Origin of the sequence: Dyella marensis (genome assembly GCF_900112865.1) — a bacterium.
GTDB lineage: Bacteria > Pseudomonadota > Gammaproteobacteria > Xanthomonadales > Rhodanobacteraceae > Dyella_D > Dyella_D marensis_A.
The window spans coordinates 441,051-455,867 of sequence record NZ_FONH01000001.1 but is presented as its reverse complement, the minus strand read 5'-3'; the positions used below and the strand labels follow the sequence as shown (position 1 = coordinate 455,867).

The 14,817-nt window shown below is 66.0% G+C and carries 17 protein-coding genes; 5 read left to right on the top strand and 12 right to left on the bottom strand.

The window, feature by feature from the left end:
* Positions 1-35 precede the first annotated feature (35 nt).
* The gene (gstA, locus tag BM172_RS01860) at positions 36-650 is read left to right on the top strand and encodes a glutathione transferase GstA (RefSeq protein WP_026634393.1); all 615 of its coding nucleotides are present in this window, start codon (positions 36-38) and stop codon (positions 648-650) included.
* A gap of 59 nt (positions 651-709) precedes the next feature.
* Here gstA and purB read toward each other — a convergent pair whose 3' ends face one another.
* Entirely contained in the window at positions 710-2,077 is a 1,368-nt protein-coding gene (gene purB / locus BM172_RS01855; RefSeq protein ID WP_026634392.1) for an adenylosuccinate lyase, read from the bottom strand.
* Positions 2,078-2,212: 135 nt separating this feature from the next.
* On the opposite strand from purB, the gene BM172_RS01850 reads away from it, so the two are divergent.
* Both BM172_RS01850 and BM172_RS01845 read left to right on the top strand, forming a co-directional pair.
* Entirely contained in the window at positions 2,213-3,610 is a 1,398-nt protein-coding gene (locus BM172_RS01850) for a class II fumarate hydratase (protein ID WP_026634391.1), read from the top strand.
* Between the two features lie 228 nt (positions 3,611-3,838).
* Positions 3,839-4,420, top strand: a complete 582-nt coding sequence (locus BM172_RS01845) for a dihydrofolate reductase family protein (protein ID WP_026634390.1) — start codon at positions 3,839-3,841, stop codon at positions 4,418-4,420.
* 107 nt (positions 4,421-4,527) lie between these two features.
* Here the strand turns inward: BM172_RS01845 and BM172_RS01840 are convergent, their stop codons facing one another.
* From BM172_RS01840 to BM172_RS01810, 7 genes are all read right to left on the bottom strand, one after another.
* Positions 4,528-5,073, bottom strand: coding sequence for a DUF2884 family protein (locus BM172_RS01840; RefSeq protein ID WP_051548463.1), 546 nt, complete (start codon positions 5,071-5,073; stop codon positions 4,528-4,530).
* Positions 5,074-5,105: 32 nt separating this feature from the next.
* The gene (locus BM172_RS01835; protein ID WP_051548462.1) at positions 5,106-6,353 is read right to left on the bottom strand and encodes a serine hydrolase domain-containing protein; all 1,248 of its coding nucleotides are present in this window, start codon (positions 6,351-6,353) and stop codon (positions 5,106-5,108) included.
* A 211-nt stretch (positions 6,354-6,564) separates the two neighbouring features.
* Positions 6,565-7,248, bottom strand: a complete 684-nt coding sequence (locus tag BM172_RS01830) for a YggN family protein (RefSeq protein ID WP_026634389.1) — start codon at positions 7,246-7,248, stop codon at positions 6,565-6,567.
* A 78-nt stretch (positions 7,249-7,326) separates the two neighbouring features.
* Positions 7,327-8,298, bottom strand: a complete 972-nt coding sequence (locus BM172_RS01825) for an ABC-2 transporter permease (RefSeq protein WP_026634388.1) — start codon at positions 8,296-8,298, stop codon at positions 7,327-7,329.
* Positions 8,295-9,152 (bottom strand): ABC transporter ATP-binding protein, encoded by an 858-nt coding sequence (locus tag BM172_RS01820; RefSeq protein WP_026634387.1) that lies wholly within the window; start codon positions 9,150-9,152, stop codon positions 8,295-8,297. Before BM172_RS01820 ends, BM172_RS01825 begins: the two co-directional genes overlap by 4 nt.
* The gene (locus tag BM172_RS01815; RefSeq protein ID WP_026634386.1) at positions 9,149-9,514 is read right to left on the bottom strand and encodes a GntR family transcriptional regulator; all 366 of its coding nucleotides are present in this window, start codon (positions 9,512-9,514) and stop codon (positions 9,149-9,151) included. The genes BM172_RS01820 and BM172_RS01815 overlap by 4 nt, the downstream gene beginning before the upstream one ends.
* 3 nt (positions 9,515-9,517) lie before the next feature.
* Positions 9,518-9,847, bottom strand: coding sequence for a hypothetical protein (locus tag BM172_RS01810; protein WP_026634385.1), 330 nt, complete (start codon positions 9,845-9,847; stop codon positions 9,518-9,520).
* A gap of 339 nt (positions 9,848-10,186) precedes the next feature.
* On the opposite strand from BM172_RS01810, the gene BM172_RS01805 reads away from it, so the two are divergent.
* Positions 10,187-10,972 (top strand): SDR family NAD(P)-dependent oxidoreductase, encoded by a 786-nt coding sequence (locus BM172_RS01805; protein WP_026634384.1) that lies wholly within the window; start codon positions 10,187-10,189, stop codon positions 10,970-10,972.
* A 121-nt stretch (positions 10,973-11,093) separates the two neighbouring features.
* Here the strand turns inward: BM172_RS01805 and BM172_RS01800 are convergent, their stop codons facing one another.
* Complete coding sequence (locus BM172_RS01800) at positions 11,094-12,266, bottom strand: glycoside hydrolase family 5 protein (RefSeq protein ID WP_177218767.1); 1,173 nt, start codon at positions 12,264-12,266, stop codon at positions 11,094-11,096.
* Between the two features lie 255 nt (positions 12,267-12,521).
* On the opposite strand from BM172_RS01800, the gene BM172_RS01795 reads away from it, so the two are divergent.
* Positions 12,522-12,959, top strand: a complete 438-nt coding sequence (locus BM172_RS01795; RefSeq protein WP_026634383.1) for a VOC family protein — start codon at positions 12,522-12,524, stop codon at positions 12,957-12,959.
* Positions 12,960-12,982: 23 nt separating this feature from the next.
* Here BM172_RS01795 and BM172_RS01790 read toward each other — a convergent pair whose 3' ends face one another.
* The 3 genes from BM172_RS01790 to BM172_RS22390 are packed head-to-tail and all read right to left on the bottom strand — an operon-like array spanning position 12,983 to position 14,783.
* Positions 12,983-13,603, bottom strand: coding sequence for a hypothetical protein (locus BM172_RS01790; RefSeq protein WP_026634382.1), 621 nt, complete (start codon positions 13,601-13,603; stop codon positions 12,983-12,985).
* Positions 13,564-14,493: an MbnB/TglH/ChrH family RiPP precursor modification enzyme gene (locus tag BM172_RS01785; RefSeq protein ID WP_026634381.1), complete on the bottom strand. Its 930-nt coding sequence runs from the start codon at positions 14,491-14,493 to the stop codon at positions 13,564-13,566. Before BM172_RS01785 ends, BM172_RS01790 begins: the two co-directional genes overlap by 40 nt.
* Before the next feature lie 14 nt (positions 14,494-14,507).
* On the bottom strand, positions 14,508-14,783 hold the full coding sequence (locus BM172_RS22390) for a hypothetical protein (protein ID WP_026634380.1): 276 nt from the start codon (positions 14,781-14,783) through the stop codon (positions 14,508-14,510).
* Positions 14,784-14,817 lie beyond the last annotated feature (34 nt).

The following is a 14,817-nucleotide window of genomic DNA, read 5'->3' as shown; positions in this document are numbered from 1 at the left end:
GCCTCACCCCACCGTCCCATCCCAGGAGGATCGCCATGAAGCTCTACTACGCCGCCGGTGCCTGTTCCCTCTCGCCGCATATCGTCGCGCTCGAAGCGGGCATTCCGGTCGAGCTGGAGAAGGTCGACACCAAGGCCAAGCGCACCGCCAGCGACCAGGACTACTGGCTGATCAATCCCAAGGGCTACGTGCCGGCGCTGGCACTGGACGACGGCGAGCTGCTCACCGAAGGCCCGGCGATCGTGCAGTACCTGGCCGACCTCAAGCCGGAAAGCGGCCTGGCCCCGGCCAACGGCACCACCGCGCGCTATCGCCTGCAGGAAATGCTCGGCTACATCAATTCCGAGCTGCACAAGAGCTATTCGCCGCTGTTCAAGCCGGAGACGCCGGACACGGTGCGCGAAGAGCGCAAGGAATACCTGCGCAAGCGCTACCGCCTGCTGGAAGAACGGCTGGCCCAGCACCCGTGGCTGGTGGGCGACCGCTTCACCGTGGCCGACGCTTACCTGTTCACCGTCACCAATTGGGCCAGGCATGTGGCGTTGGACCTGTCGGAGTTCCCGGCGCTGCTGGATTTCCAGAAGCGCGTGGCGGAGCGCCCGGCGGTGCAGACGGCGCTCGAAGCCGAAGGCCTGAAGAAGGCGGCCTGAGCCAACGGAAAAGGGGCGCGGATCACGCGCCCCTTTTCTTATCGCAGCAAACCGCGGCGTCAGATCTCGCGCGCCAGCGGCTCCGCCAGGCCGACATAGCCGCCCGGCGTCAGTTCGAGCAGGCGCTGCTTCGCGTCCGCCGGCAGCTCCAGCCCGGCGATGAACTGCCGCATCGAATCCCTGGTGATGCCCTGGCCGCGGGTCAGCGCCTTCAGTTGTTCGTACGGTTCCGGCAGGCCGTAGCGGCGCATCACCGTCTGCACGGCTTCGGCCAGCACTTCCCAGCTGGCGTCGAGGTCGGCGGCGAGGCGGTCGGCGTTGACGTTGAGCTTGCCCAGGCCCTTCTGCAGCGATTCCAGGGCCACCAGGGTGTGGCCGAAGGCGGTGCCCAGCGCGCGCAGCACGGTGGAGTCGGTGAGGTCGCGCTGCCAGCGGCTGATCGGCAGCTTCTCGGCGAAGTGGCCGAGCAAGGCATTGGCCAGACCGAAATTGCCTTCGGCGTTCTCGAAGTCGATCGGATTGACCTTGTGCGGCATGGTCGAGGAGCCCACCTCGCCGGCCTTCAGTGCCTGCTTGAAATAGCCCAGCGAGACATAGCCCCACACGTCGCGCGCCAGGTCGATCAGGATGATGTTGGCGCGGCGCACCGCGTCGCAGTATTCGGCCACGCCGTCGTGCGGCTCGATCTGGGTGGTGTAGGGGTTGTAGTCCAGGCCCAGGCTTTCCACGAAGCGCTGCGAGAAAGCGCGCCAGTCCAGTTCCGGATAGGTGATGGCATGCGCGTTGTAGTTGCCCACCGCGCCGTTGATCTTGCCGGGAATCTCCACCGCGGCCAGCTGCTTGCGCTGGCGTTCCAGGCGGGCCACCACGTTGGCCAGCTCCTTGCCGAGCGTGCTCGGCGAGGCGGTCTGGCCGTGGGTGCGCGAGAGCATCGGCAGCGCGGCGTTGGCGTGGGCCAGCTCGCGCAGCTTGGCGATCACCGCGTCGAAGGCCGGCAGCAGCACCTGCCGTTGCGCATCGCGCAGCATCAGCGCGTAGGAGAGGTTGTTGATGTCCTCGCTGGTGCAGGCGAAGTGCACGAATTCCTTGGCCTGGGCCAGGGCGGCATCGTTGCCGATGCGCTCCTTGATGAAGTACTCGATCGCCTTCACGTCGTGGTTGGTGGTGGCTTCGATGGCCTTGACCCGCTCGCCGTCTTCCACGCTGAAGCTGGCCGCGATGTCCCTGAGCCGGGCGATCTGCGCGGGCGAGAACGCCGGCAGTTCGGCGATGCCCGGATCGGCGGCCAGCGCCAGCAGCCATTCGATCTCGACGTGGACGCGCCGGTGCATCAGGCCGTACTCGCTGAAGATCGGGCGCAGGGCTTGCGCCTTGCTGGCGTAGCGGCCGTCCAGCGGCGACAGGGCGGTCAGGGCATGGGCAGACATCGAGGCGATCCGGCAGAGGAAAAACGGCATTTTACAACGGGCCGGGCCTGTCCCGCCCCGGGCACCGCTTGGCACCGTCCTAACGGCGGGCGGCCTATAGTGCTCCGATCACTCCAGCGTCAAGGAACCGAAGGCATGAGCCAGTACCGCATCGAACACGACAGCATGGGGGAGCTGAAGGTCCCCGCCGATGCGCTGTACGGCGCGCAGACCCAGCGCGCCGTGGACAATTTCCCGATTTCCGGCCTGCGCCTGCCGCGCGCCTTCATCCGCGCGCTGGGGCTGATCAAGGCCGCCGCGGCCGAGGCCAACCTGGGCCTGGGCCACCTGCGCAAGAACCAGGCGGCGGCGATCCGCAAGGCCGCGCTGGCGGTGGCGGACGGGCAGTTCGACGACCAGTTCCCGATCGACGTGTTCCAGACCGGCTCCGGCACCAGCACCAATATGAACGCCAACGAGGTGATTGCGCACGTGGCGGGCAAGGGCGGCGCCAAGGTGCACCCGAACGACCACGTCAACTACGGGCAGAGCTCCAACGACGTGATCCCCACGGCGATCCACGTCAGCGCCACGCTCACCGCCAGCGAGCAGCTGCTGCCGGCGCTCAAGCACCTGAAGAAGACCATCGAGCGCCGCGCGCGCGAGCTGCGCAACGTGCCCAAGACCGGCCGCACCCACCTGATGGACGCCATGCCGGTGACCTTCGGCCAGGAGCTGTCCGGCTGGGCGGCGCAGATCGCCACGGCGATCGAGCGCATCGAGGACAGCATCAAGCGCATGCGCCGCCTGCCGCAGGGCGGCACGGCGGTGGGCACCGGCATCAATGCGGATCCGAAGTTCGGCCCCGCGGTGGCGCGCGAGCTGAAGAAGCTCACCGGCGTGCGTTTCGATGCGGCGGAGAATTACTTCGAGGGCATGGCGGGGCAGGACGCCGCGGTGGAGCTCTCGGGCCAGCTCAAGGCGCTGGCCGTGGCGCTGATGAAGATCGCCAACGACCTGCGCTGGATGAATTCCGGTCCGCTGGCGGGCCTGGGCGAGATCGAGCTGCCGGCGCTGCAGCCGGGGTCGTCGATCATGCCGGGCAAGGTCAATCCGGTGATTCCCGAGGCCACTGCGATGGTGGCGGCGCAGGTGATCGGCAACGACGCGGCGATCACCATCGGCGGCCAGTCCGGCAATTTCCAGCTCAACGTGATGCTGCCGCTGATCGCGCACAACCTGCTGCAGTCGATCGGCCTGCTGGCCAATGTCAGCGTGCTGCTGGCGGACAAGGCCATCGCCGGCTTCAAGGTCAATGCGGCGCGGGTGAAGGAGGCGCTGGACAAGAATCCCATCCTGGTCACCGCGCTCAATCCGGTGATCGGCTACGAGAAGGGCGCGGCCACGGCCAAGCAGGCGTACAAGCAGAAGCGGCCGATCATGGAGGTGGCGCTGGAGACCACGGGGTTGTCGAAGGACGAGTTGAACAAGCTGCTGGATCCGATGGCGTTGACCAAGGGCGGCATCCATGGCGGCGGCGGTGGCGGCGGCTGAGCAGGCTCGTCATTCCGGCGCAGGCCGGCATCCGGTGGCGTCATGGCTTGATGGTCGCGGAGGGCGAAAAAAGCACAGCCTTCAACGTCCTCACTCTGACCCAGCGCCCCGCTGCTGGATTCCGGCCTGCGCCGGAATGACGGAGAGGAGGGCATGTCGATTTCCGGCAAGTCCATTCGTCGTATCAGCAACAGGCCGGATCGTCCGGCCTGACCAGGAGCTCCGACCATGCGCCGACTCGTTCTCAAGATGTCCATCTCGCTCGACGGTTACGTCGCCGGCCCCAACGGCGAGGCCGACTGGATGTTCCGCCACCGCGACGAGGCCGGCCATCGCTGGGTGGAGGACACGCTGTGGCAGGCGGGCCTGCACGTGATGGGGAGCCGTTCGTACTTCGCCATGGCGGGCTACTGGCCGACTTCGAGCGATTCCCTCGCCGTGCCCATGAACGAGATTCCGAAGGCGATCTTCACCCGGCAGGCCTCGCTGAATCGCGATGCGCTTGCGAAGGATTCGCCCAGCGCCAGAAGCTGGGCCGAGGCCGCAGTGATCAACGGCGACCTGGCGACCGAACTGGCGCGGCTCAAGCAGCAGCCGGGCAAGGACATCCTGGCGCAGGGCGGCGCGGGTTTCGCGCAGAGCCTGGTGGCGTCCGGGCTGATCGACGAGTACCGGCTGGTGGTGCACCCGGTGGTGCTGGGGCAAGGCATGCCGCTGTTCCCGCCGCTGCCCAAGCCGCTGGATCTGCAGTTGCGCTCGACCACGCTGTTTCGCTCCGGGTCGATGGCGCAGGTGTTCTGGCCGGCATAAGCCGGCGTAGGTTGGGGTGAGCCGCAGGCGAACCCCAACATCGCCACGTTCAAGCGCATCGCATTGTTGGGGTTCGCCTGCGGCTCACCCCAACCTACGCCGATGCATCAGTCCTTGCGGTCGCGCTTGCTGTCATCCCGGCAATCGGTAATCGACTTCTCGTCGACGATCCCGCCATACGGCTTGAACGCCGGCAGGCTGGCGGCCAGTTCGTCCTGTGCGGCTTTGACGCCGGCCAGGTCGTCGCAGATCTTCATCACCTGGTCGGTGATCTTCTGCGTCTGCGCCTCGACGCGCTTGTCCACGCCGTTCTCGTCGCCCTTGACGGTTTCCGCCACGCCCTTGAGTGCTTCGCCGGCCATCGCGGCGCCGGCCTTGCCGGTCTCGATGCCGTGCTGGCGGATCGCGGTGGCGTTGCTGTAGTAGCGGCGCAGCAGTTCGCGCTGGCGGTCGTCGACGGTGACCGCCTTGCCGTCGATGCTCAGGGCGCCGGCCTGGTCGATGGTGGCCTCGGTCCCATGGTCCGGGCGCAGCGTGACCAGGCCGTCGCGCGTGCTGATGCGGCCGTGGTCGGTCGAGGTATAGCTGCCGCTGTCGCAGCCGGCGGCGAGGACGCACAGGGCGAACAGCGGGATCAGGCGTTGCTTGAACATGTAGTTCCTTCTCTCGAGCATGAGTGCAGTGTTTACGAAGCGTGGCGCACTGGCGTGCACGGCGGATGCGGCTGCCTGCGCGCGTCGGGCGAGCGCCACTGCGGGTGATCGTAGGGAATATCGCTTTCCCAGAACCATGGGTAACAAGTCGGGCCCAGCGTGGCGTCGAGCAGATACAGGTACAGCCCTTCGGCGTTCGAGCTGTTGCTCATGATCAGCACGCAGTCGCGCGATGCCTGCAGGCACAGCGCCAGGTTGTTGGTGCCGTCGTCGTGGCCGGTCTTGAACCAGGCGGGGCCCTGCGACGATCGGAAGACCGTCACGCCCAGCGCGGTGGACAGGCGGATGCCGTCGTTGTCGCGGGTGGTGTCGGTGTCCAGCGTCGGGAACTGCTGCACCGACTGGATGCGCTGCACCGGCTTCAGCCATTCGGCGCGCGCCTTCGCACCCAGGCCGTCGCCGCGCACCATCCCGGCCAGCAGCTGCGCGTAGTCGCGCGGCGTGGTGTCCAGCGAACCGGCGGCACGCACGCCGCCGCGCTGCTTGTGGCCCAGCGGCTTGCCGTTCTCGTCGTAGCCGATGGCCAGGTTGTCGGCGAAGTCGGCGCGCCAGGTCATCGAGCTGCGGCGCATGCCGAAGCGGTCGAACAGCTGCTGCTGCATGAGCGTGGCGACGTCGATGTCCTGCCCGTGCTCCAGCACGAACTGCATCAGGTTGATGCCTTCGCCGGAATAGGCGTAGCGGCTGCCGGGCTCGGCGTAGATCTTCAGCTTGCCGTTCGGGTCGTAGCTGGTGGCGCCCGGCGGGAAATAGCGGAAATTGGGAAAGCCGGCGCGATGGGTCAGCAGCATGCGTGGCGTGATCGCGCGCCAGCGCGGGTCGTCGGCCAGGTCCGCGTACTTGTCGTAGTCGGGCAGGGGCTTGGGCAGCAGCCTGGCGATCGAGGCATCCAGATCGAGCTTGCCCTGGTCGAGCAGGCTGAGCGTGGCATAGGTGAAGGCGGCCTTGGTGATCGAGGCGGCGTACATCACGGTGTCGACGGTGAGCGGCAGCTTCTGCTCGACATCGCGCTGGCCGTAGGCCTTGAGGTGCACGATCTTGCCGTTCTCGATCACCGCCAGCGCCAGGCCGGGCACGTGGGCGGCCTGCATCAGGCGGGTGACTTCCTTATCCAGCGCTTCACCGCGCAGGCGGGCGTCGGCGGCATGGGCTGCGGTGGCGAGCAGGCAACAGCCCAGCAGCAGTTTGGAAGCGAGCGAAAGACTCCTCGACAGACCCATGCAATCTCCCCTTGCCGTAGCGGTTCGTTTTTACCCCAGCCTCCAAGAGCGAATCCTTCTCCCATCGGGAGAAGGTGCCGGCAGGCGGATGAGGGTACGGCCGGAGCGATGCACGTCACCCTTGCGCTCCGCCCGTACCCTCACCCCAACCCCTCTCTCCCACGGGGACTACCTTCGGGTCGCCAGCGGGAGAGGGGCTCCAGGCTGTCGCTCAATCCTTATCCGTGTCCTTGCCGCAATCCTCGACATCCTTCTGCGTCATGGTGGCGTAGGGCCGGAACTCCGGCATCGCCGCGGCGAGCTTCTGCTGCGAGGAGAGCAGGTCGGGCATGCGTCCGCACAGCTTGATGGCGGCGGCCTTGATCTGCTCGGTCTGCGGCTTGATGCGGTTCTCGATGTCCTTGTCGCTCTTGCCGCTGAGCGCACCCCAGATCGCTTCCTTGGCGGCGGTGGTGCCCAGGCTGGCGCCGCTCGCGCCGATATCCATGCCGGCCTCGGCGATGCCGATGATGTGCTGGCGGTAATCCGTCAGCAGGGTGTGCTGCTCGGGCGTCGCGGTCACCGTCTTGCCGGCGATCATCAGCTCGCCCTGGGGCGTGATCACGGCCTTGGGCAGACCGCTGGTGTCCTCATGGTGGCCGCTGCCGATGTGCACGCTGCTGACGCTGATGTCCTTGGTGGCCAGCTCGCGCTTGGCCTGGTCAATGCCCTTCTGCACCTGCGCGGCAATGAACGAGGGCGAGGTCTGCTGGTCGACTTCCTTCATCGCGTCGGCCGCGCCCTTGGTGGCGCCGGTGTCGGCGCCGGCATCGGCATGTTCAGGCCCGCCGCAGGCTGCCAGCGACAGGCTGAGCGTGGTGGCGAACAGGGCGGAAGCGATCGAGCGGTACTTCATGGCGGGACTCCTGTCGGTGCTGGATGGGGATCGGCGAGAAAGCAGCGGCGGCCTTGCGGCCGCCGCCATCGAGCTTGCTCAGCTGTCGTCGCCGGTGCGGCGGAACCAGATGGCCGCGGCGATCAGGGCGGCGCCGGCCGCGACACCGATCCACAGGTTGGGCGAAGCCAGCACCGCGTAGGTCTGCGTCGGCGAGATCAGCGCCAGCGGGTTGTGCGCTTCGCCCAGGCCCTCGGAAATGCCGCGGAAGGCGTGCTTGTCCATGGCGAAGTGCGAACCGGGGAACACGCTCAGCAGCGCCCGCCCCACGATGTTGGACCAGAACCACTGCGTGGGCAGGTTGAACACACCCATGATGCCGAACCAGGTCACCATCAGGCCGGCGACCACCGGTGCCGCCACCGCCCACAGGAACGGCTTGCTGCGCGCCCAGGCCGAGCAGAGCATCAACCAGCCCACCGCCGGCGCCGCCCACAGCGCATACACCGGAACCGAGCTGAGCAGCGAGATCACCGCACGCACCGGGTGGGCCAGGGTCAGCAGCTCCCACATGTTGATGCCATGGAAGGACAGCACCAGGGAGAAGATCACCAGCTGCACCAGGCCCACCGCGATACCGACCACCACGGCGATCGCCGGCGCCAGGATCACGGCACTGAACACCTTGGACAGCACGGTGCCGGTGTTGGACAGCGGCAGCGACTTCCAGAACAGCACGCTGCGGTCGCGGCGGTCGTCGTACAGCGAACCCAGGCAGTAGAAGAACACCACGAAGGCCAGCACGAAGGTGATCAGCGCCATCGAGGACAGCATGGTCATGTCCAGCGCCGCCCCGACCTGGGCCAGGTCGCCGGAGCTGGCCTTCTCGATCAGCACGCGGAAGTTGTTGCCGCCGATCTCGATGCCGTTGCGCGCCCGCATTACCTCGGCGGCGACGATGGCCATCACGTTGAGCACCAGGAAGACCACTCCGGTGACCACCGGCGCCCACAGGAAGCCGCCGCGGTTCTCCCAGAATTCGCGCTTCACCATCCAGTAGAAGGTTTTCATGCGTAGGTCCCTTTCATCGTGGCGACGAACAGGTCGCTGACCGACGGGCGGCGTACCTCGCCCATGGCTTCCAGCGTGGCGCGGTCGGCGCCGTCGAACAGGAAGATGCTCTTGCCGAAGACCTGGCGTTCGTCCAGCGGCTTCATGCTGCGCGCGGTCGCGGCCTTGTCGGCACCGACCATCACTTCGGCGAAGCGCTCGCCGACCGTGTCCATGTCGGCATCCAGCACGATCTTGCCGTCGCGGATGAACATCAGGTCGGTGAGGATGTGCTCGATCTCCTCGACCTGATGCGTGGTGACGATGATCGTCTTGTTCTCGTCGAAGTAGTCTTCCAGCAGGCTCTGGTAGAACTGTTTGCGGTAGAGGATGTCCAGGCCCAGGGTGGGCTCGTCCAGCACCAGCAGGCGGGCGTCGATCGCCATCACCAGGGCCAGGTGCAGCTGCACGATCATGCCCTTGGACATCTGCTTGACGCGCTGATTCGGGGTGAGCTTGGTGCGCGCCAGGAAACCCTCGCACTTGGCCCGGTCGAAGCGCGGATGCACGTTGGCGACGAAATCGATCGCCTCATGTACGCGGATCCAGCGGGGCAGCACCGCCACGTCGGCGATGAAGCAGACCTGTTCCATCAGGCGGTCGCGCTGGGTGCGCGGGTCGAAGCCCAGGACGTCGAGCTTTCCTTCGAAATCGGTCAAGCCCAGGATCGCTTTCAGGGCGGTGGTCTTGCCGGCGCCGTTGGGGCCGATCAGGCCGACGATGCGTCCGGACTCGATGCGGAAATCCACGTTGTCCAGGGCGGTGGTGTTTTTGTAGCGCTTGCGCAGTCCGCTGGCGGAGACGATGGCGTTCATGACTGCTTGGCCTCCGCCGCGCTGAGCAGCGTCTTGAGATCCAGACCCAGGCGCTGCAGCCGTTCGAACAGCGTGGGCCACTCTTCGCGCAGGAACCGCTCGCGCTCGGACTTCAGCAATGCCTCGCGGGCTCCATCGATCACGAACATTCCCAGTCCCCTCCTTTTTTCCACTAGTTGATCGTCGACCAGTTCCTGGTACGCCTTGGAGACCGTAAGCGGATTGATCTGAAAATCCGCGGCCACCTGGCGCACTGACGGCAGCGGGTCGCCCTCGTTCAAGGCGCCGTCCAGGATCATCGCCACGACGCGTTCGCGCAGCTGGCGGTAGATCGGGACGCTGTCGTTCCAGGTGATGGTCATGGATTAATCCTTCGTGATGCGGCCGAACGTGGTGCCAAACGAATAGTAGGGCATGGCCAGCTGGGCCCCGAGCAGGGCGACCCCGCTCTCGGCGGCGTGGGCGGCGACCGGGGTCATGGCGACGGTGGCGGTGGCCAGGCCGGCATCGGCCAGCAGGGCGGCGGCGCGCATGTCCTCGGCGGTCGGGCGGACTTCGATCGGAGCCAGGTTGATGACCTTGACCCCGTTGATTTCAGTGACGGGCACGACCTTGACGTTGTTGTTCACGGCGGCCAGGCCAGCGGTGGTCAGCAGGACGGCGGCGGTCAGGGCGAGCAGGTTCGGCGCTTTCATGGCGGGTCTCCTTTAGTGAACTCGTGGACCGGTGTTGTAGTGAACTATAACACCATATTTGAACCCGTCAATAGGCGATCGCTGAAATCGCAACATGACTGATGGCCTATGGGGGCGGGCCGGGGTTGGCGGACCGGGAACGGAGTGCGCGCCGCGCCCGGTCCTGCCTTCGATGCATAGGGTCGCGCGGAGGTTTAGCCGGCGGCAGCGGCGGGCATCAGGTATCGCGGGTGACAAGCATCAGGCCGCCCGGAGGCGGGTCGCCGTGGCCGGGATCGTCACGGCTAATGGGCGCTGGCTTCTGTTTCAATAAGCGGACCCCAGCACAGGAGCTCGCGCATGGACCTTGGCCTTTCCGGGCGTGTCGTCGTCGTCACCGGTGCCAGCAAGGGCATCGGCCTCGCCTGCGCCAGGGCGTTCCTGCGCGAAGGGGCTACGGTGATCGGGGTCTCGCGCTCGGTCGAGCACCTGCAGACGGCGCGCCATCAGCTGCAGGGCGAGGGGTTGGTGCTGCACGTGGAGCCGGCGGATCTCACCGACAGCGTCGCCGCGCAGGTGGTGATGGAGCGGATCGAAGACGACCACGGCCCGATCGACGTGCTGGTCAATTGCGCCGGCGCCGCCCGGCGCACCCCGCCGGCCGAACTGGATGCGCATGCGCTGCATGCGTCGATGCAGGCGAAGTACTTCACCTATATGCATGCGATCGATCCGGTGATCCGGCGCATGGCGGCGCGTGGGCGCGGCGCCATCGTCAACGTCGTCGGGCAGGGCGGACGGCAGGCCAATCCGGTGCATATCGGCGGTGGAGCGGCGAATGCGGCCCTGATGCTGGCGTCCGTCGGCTATGCCACGGCGTATGCGGGAAAGGGCGTGCGGGTGAATGTGATCAACCCCGGCACGACGCGCACCGGCCGGATGCAGGAAGGTTTGGAAGCATCGTCGCGCGCCACCGGCAAGTCGAAAGACGAGTTGCTGGCGGCGCAGGTGGCGGAGATTCCGATGGGGCGGATTGCCGAGCCCGAGGAAATCGCCAACGTTGCGTTGTTCCTGGCCTCGTCGCTGGCCAGTTATGTCACCGGGGCAGTCATTCCGATGGATGGCGGAAAGGCCAGTGCGATCTGATTCGATGCAGCCGCTGACGAAGGCCAAAGGAGGCGGAGGTAATTAAGGAGCTACCCTTTAACTGCCTCCGGCCCTTTTATCCCTTCGGCCGCATGCTCGCGTTACCCACCGACGCAGACCACTAGCCCCCCGGTGGCGGAAGCGCCGCACCGCCAGTCAAGGCGCGGGCGTCATCGGGGCGGGTCAGCACGCCCGTGGACCGATTGAAAATGCCGAAGGCATTGTTGCCCGTGCCGTTGTCGCTGTCGTCCCAGTACACCGGCCGAATGCCGAGGCTGTTGGCCTGGCTGACCACGTACTTGTCGAAATACGTCCGCGATGCGAGATGCCGGTTGAGTTCGGTGCCCGTCAGGCCTGTCGTGCCGGTGCGGCGGATGGCGCCGAATTCACCCAGCAGCACGGGGATGCCCTTGCTGGTGAATTGGGACTGCATCTTCTGCAGTTCCGACGTCACGTACGACTCCTCGGTGGAAGAGGTGGCGTTGCGGGTCGTCAGCGACGAGGAGTGGTAATTCTTGCCCCAGAAGTACCACATCGATCCCCACGAGGCGTCGGCGTTCATCAGTGCAAATTGATAGGGCGCGTAGTAATGCACTTCGAAGGCCAGATGCTTGGCCGGGTCGGAGGGGAGCGTCGTCACCCAGCTGTTGGTGTTGTCGATGTTTCCGCCACCCGGCCCCTGGAGTACCAGCCAACGCGTGCTGTTGTTGCCGCCGGTGGCGCGGACCGCATTGATGAAGTTCTGGTAATACTGCAGCAGCACCGTGGTCTGCGCCTGCGAGGTCACGTTCGGCTCGTTGGCGACGGCGAAAAGCAGCTTCGAGTTGTAACCCTTGAAGTTGTTCGCGATCTGCGTCCAGTAGGAAACCAGCTTTGCATTGACGTTGGTATCGAGGCTGTTGAAGTTCGAGTTCTCGAACCAGCCGCCATCCCAATGATCGTTGATGATCACCGTGAGATTGGCCGCCTGGGCCCATTTCACGACCTGCGTGACCGTCGCCATGTAGGACGCGTTGATCACATGCGTATTGGGATCGGCATTGTGGTCCCACGCGCAGGGAATGCGAATGGTGTTGAAGCCGGCGGCCGCGACGTTATTGATCAGCTGCTGCGTGGGCATCACCGCGCCCGACCAGGTGGCCTCCAGGGTGTTGCCGAGGTTCCAGCCATAGGTGGGATTGGCCAACTGCGCGCGCCCGCTTAGCGGGATCAGCGACAAGCTGGCGGCCAGGAGCAGGGCGGGGAGCATCCGGAACTTTGGCTGGCCTCCAGCGGATCGGCGGCGGACAGTCATAAGGGCTCGATTTCGGGTAACGGACCCATTGCGTAAATGCATACTGGGAAACCCTCTCGGTTGATGGAACTGCAGAGTTCATCCGGAACACGGCGAGCGTCGTGCTCGCCGGCCATGCATGCTGAGAAGGCTGCCGGCGGCGCGCAATTACGAAATCGATGGGGCCGCTTGATGTTTATTCATTTGCAATCGCCGCATTTGACCCATGGGTATCCTGCGGCTTTCCGGCAACTGACGTCTTTGGGGAGCGGGCACGTGGCACTGAAACGGATGGACAACGTGGGCATCGTCATCGAAGACCTCGATACGACGATCGCATTTTTTCGCGAACTCGGTCTCAATCTCGAAGGCCGCGCCATGATCAAAGGTGCATGGGCCGGACGTGTCACCGGACTGGGCGATCAGCAGGTCGAGATCGCCATGATGTCCACGCCGGACGGCCACAGCCGGCTCGAACTCTCGCGGTTTCTCCGGCCGTCCGTCGCCGCGGATCATCGCAACGCGCCGGTGAATGCCCTGGGCTACTTGCGCGTCATGTTCACTGTAGACGACCTCGACGAGACGCTCGCGCGGCTCCGCAGGCACGGTGCGCAGCTCGTGGGCGAAGTGGTCGATTATCAGGACGTCTACAGGCTCTGCTATATCCGCGGCCCGGAAGGGCTGCTCATCGGGCTGGCGCAAGAACTTGGTTGAGGCAATCTGTTTCCCGATAGCCGTCAATCCGCCACATCTTCGCTGTCCACCGGCATGACACAGAGCGCATCCCCACGCGCATCCAGCAGCAGTGTCACCGGCGCGGGCAGCGGCGTCGGCGTGGACGTCTGATCGTCGAGCAGGTGGCTGACATCGTGGTGCAGCGTGACCAGGCACAGGCGCGGATCGTCCTCGCTCGTATCGGGCGCCTGGCGTGGTGCGCTCATCACGTGGTGGCAGGCCAGTTCGAAGGTGAGCAGGTCGCGCAGGGCATCCAGCGGCCAATCGATCGCCGGTGGACGGGCCAGCAGCCAGTGCGCAAAGCGATGGGCTTCGAGCAGGTATTGCAGCGTGCTGTCCGGCTCGTCGGCGAAATAGGCGTCGAGCACGCCGCCCAGCGCCTCGCCCAGCCTCCGGCAGGTGCACGGCAACACGGAATGGATGGGGATGATGCGATTGATGCGGTACAGCGTGCAGTTCATGTGCATGCGCGCATCGCTGGCCATCACCCACAGGCGGCGCCGTTCGCGCTGCGTCAGCGCGTAGTCGTGGAGCGCCTGTTGCGGGTGCGCGGCGACCTCGGCGCTGTGCCGCGGCGAGGCGATCAGGTCGCCAAGCGCGCGCTGGAACTCGGCAAGGGACATGGCACGTTGCTCATGGAGGGTTGCAATGCCTGGCGCGCCGCGGCGATCTGCGCGAGCACGCCCTGGTCGCCCATCATGGGGAAATACGATTCGAGGAATTCGAAGGTCACCCCGCGCAGTTGCGGGCAGCGTGGCGCCACCAGGGACAGCAGCTCGAACACTTCCGGCGGACACGGTCCCGAATGGGAGTCCAGGTAGATGCCGTGCATGCTCGAGCCGCCGGCGATGTGGATCTCCTGCACGGCGTCGAGATTCAGCGCGTCGATGAAGTCGACCGGCGAGTGGCCCAGGTTCTTCGCGTTCACATGCAGGTTGTGCAGATCCAGCAGTACGCCGCAGCCGGTGCGCTCGACCAGTGCATTGAGAAACGCCGGTTCGCTCATCTCGGAAAACGGCACCGGCGTGTATTCCACACCGTTCTCGAACAGCATGGCCTGGCCCAGCACATCCTGGGCCTGCCGGATGCGCTCGCACAGCAGATCGAGCAGTTCCTCGTCCCACGGCAGGGGCAGGGCCAGCCCCGCGTGGTGATCGCTGCCCGCCGCCTGGGCGATGCGCACCGCGGCCAGGTGCTCGCTGATCCAGGCGAAGCCGTAGCGCGCCTGCCAGGCCTTGAGCTGGTGGACGTAGTCGAGATCGAACAGCGAGGCGCTGGCGATGGACAGACCGACGCCATGCGCCACCACGGACTTTTTCGCCGCAATGCGATCCAGCAGCTCGATCTCGTTGGGCAGCGGCACGAAGCGCTGGCTGGCGCCGCGGCCATGGTCGTTCCAGAAGCGCTCGGGAATCACCGAATAGAAATCGACGGCGTCGGAGCAGTGCTCGACGAAATCCGCGAGGGACGGATTGAACAACACCCCGACGCCGATCGAGTGACGCGTGAACATGTGGCGGTAACCCGTCAGGCGGCAGCGGTCCGGCTGCCGATCTGGGCGTTGACGCGTTCGACGACGTGCGCGGCCTCGGCAGCCACCAGGATCACCGGATCGTCCGAGATCTGGAACGGGACACCCGAGGTGCAGGCCGGGCATCCGGTCAGGCCGCGGATGATTTCCTGGCGCAGCTTCTCGTACTTGGACGCTTCGGCAAACGAAGCGCCGCGCGGCAGGTAGAGCTTGAGCACCGGCTGGCCGCCGGCGTGTTCGAGCCGGAATTCGGCGGCGTGTTTGTTGGACATGGCGTTCTCCCGATTCATCAGTCGTGGCTTCGCG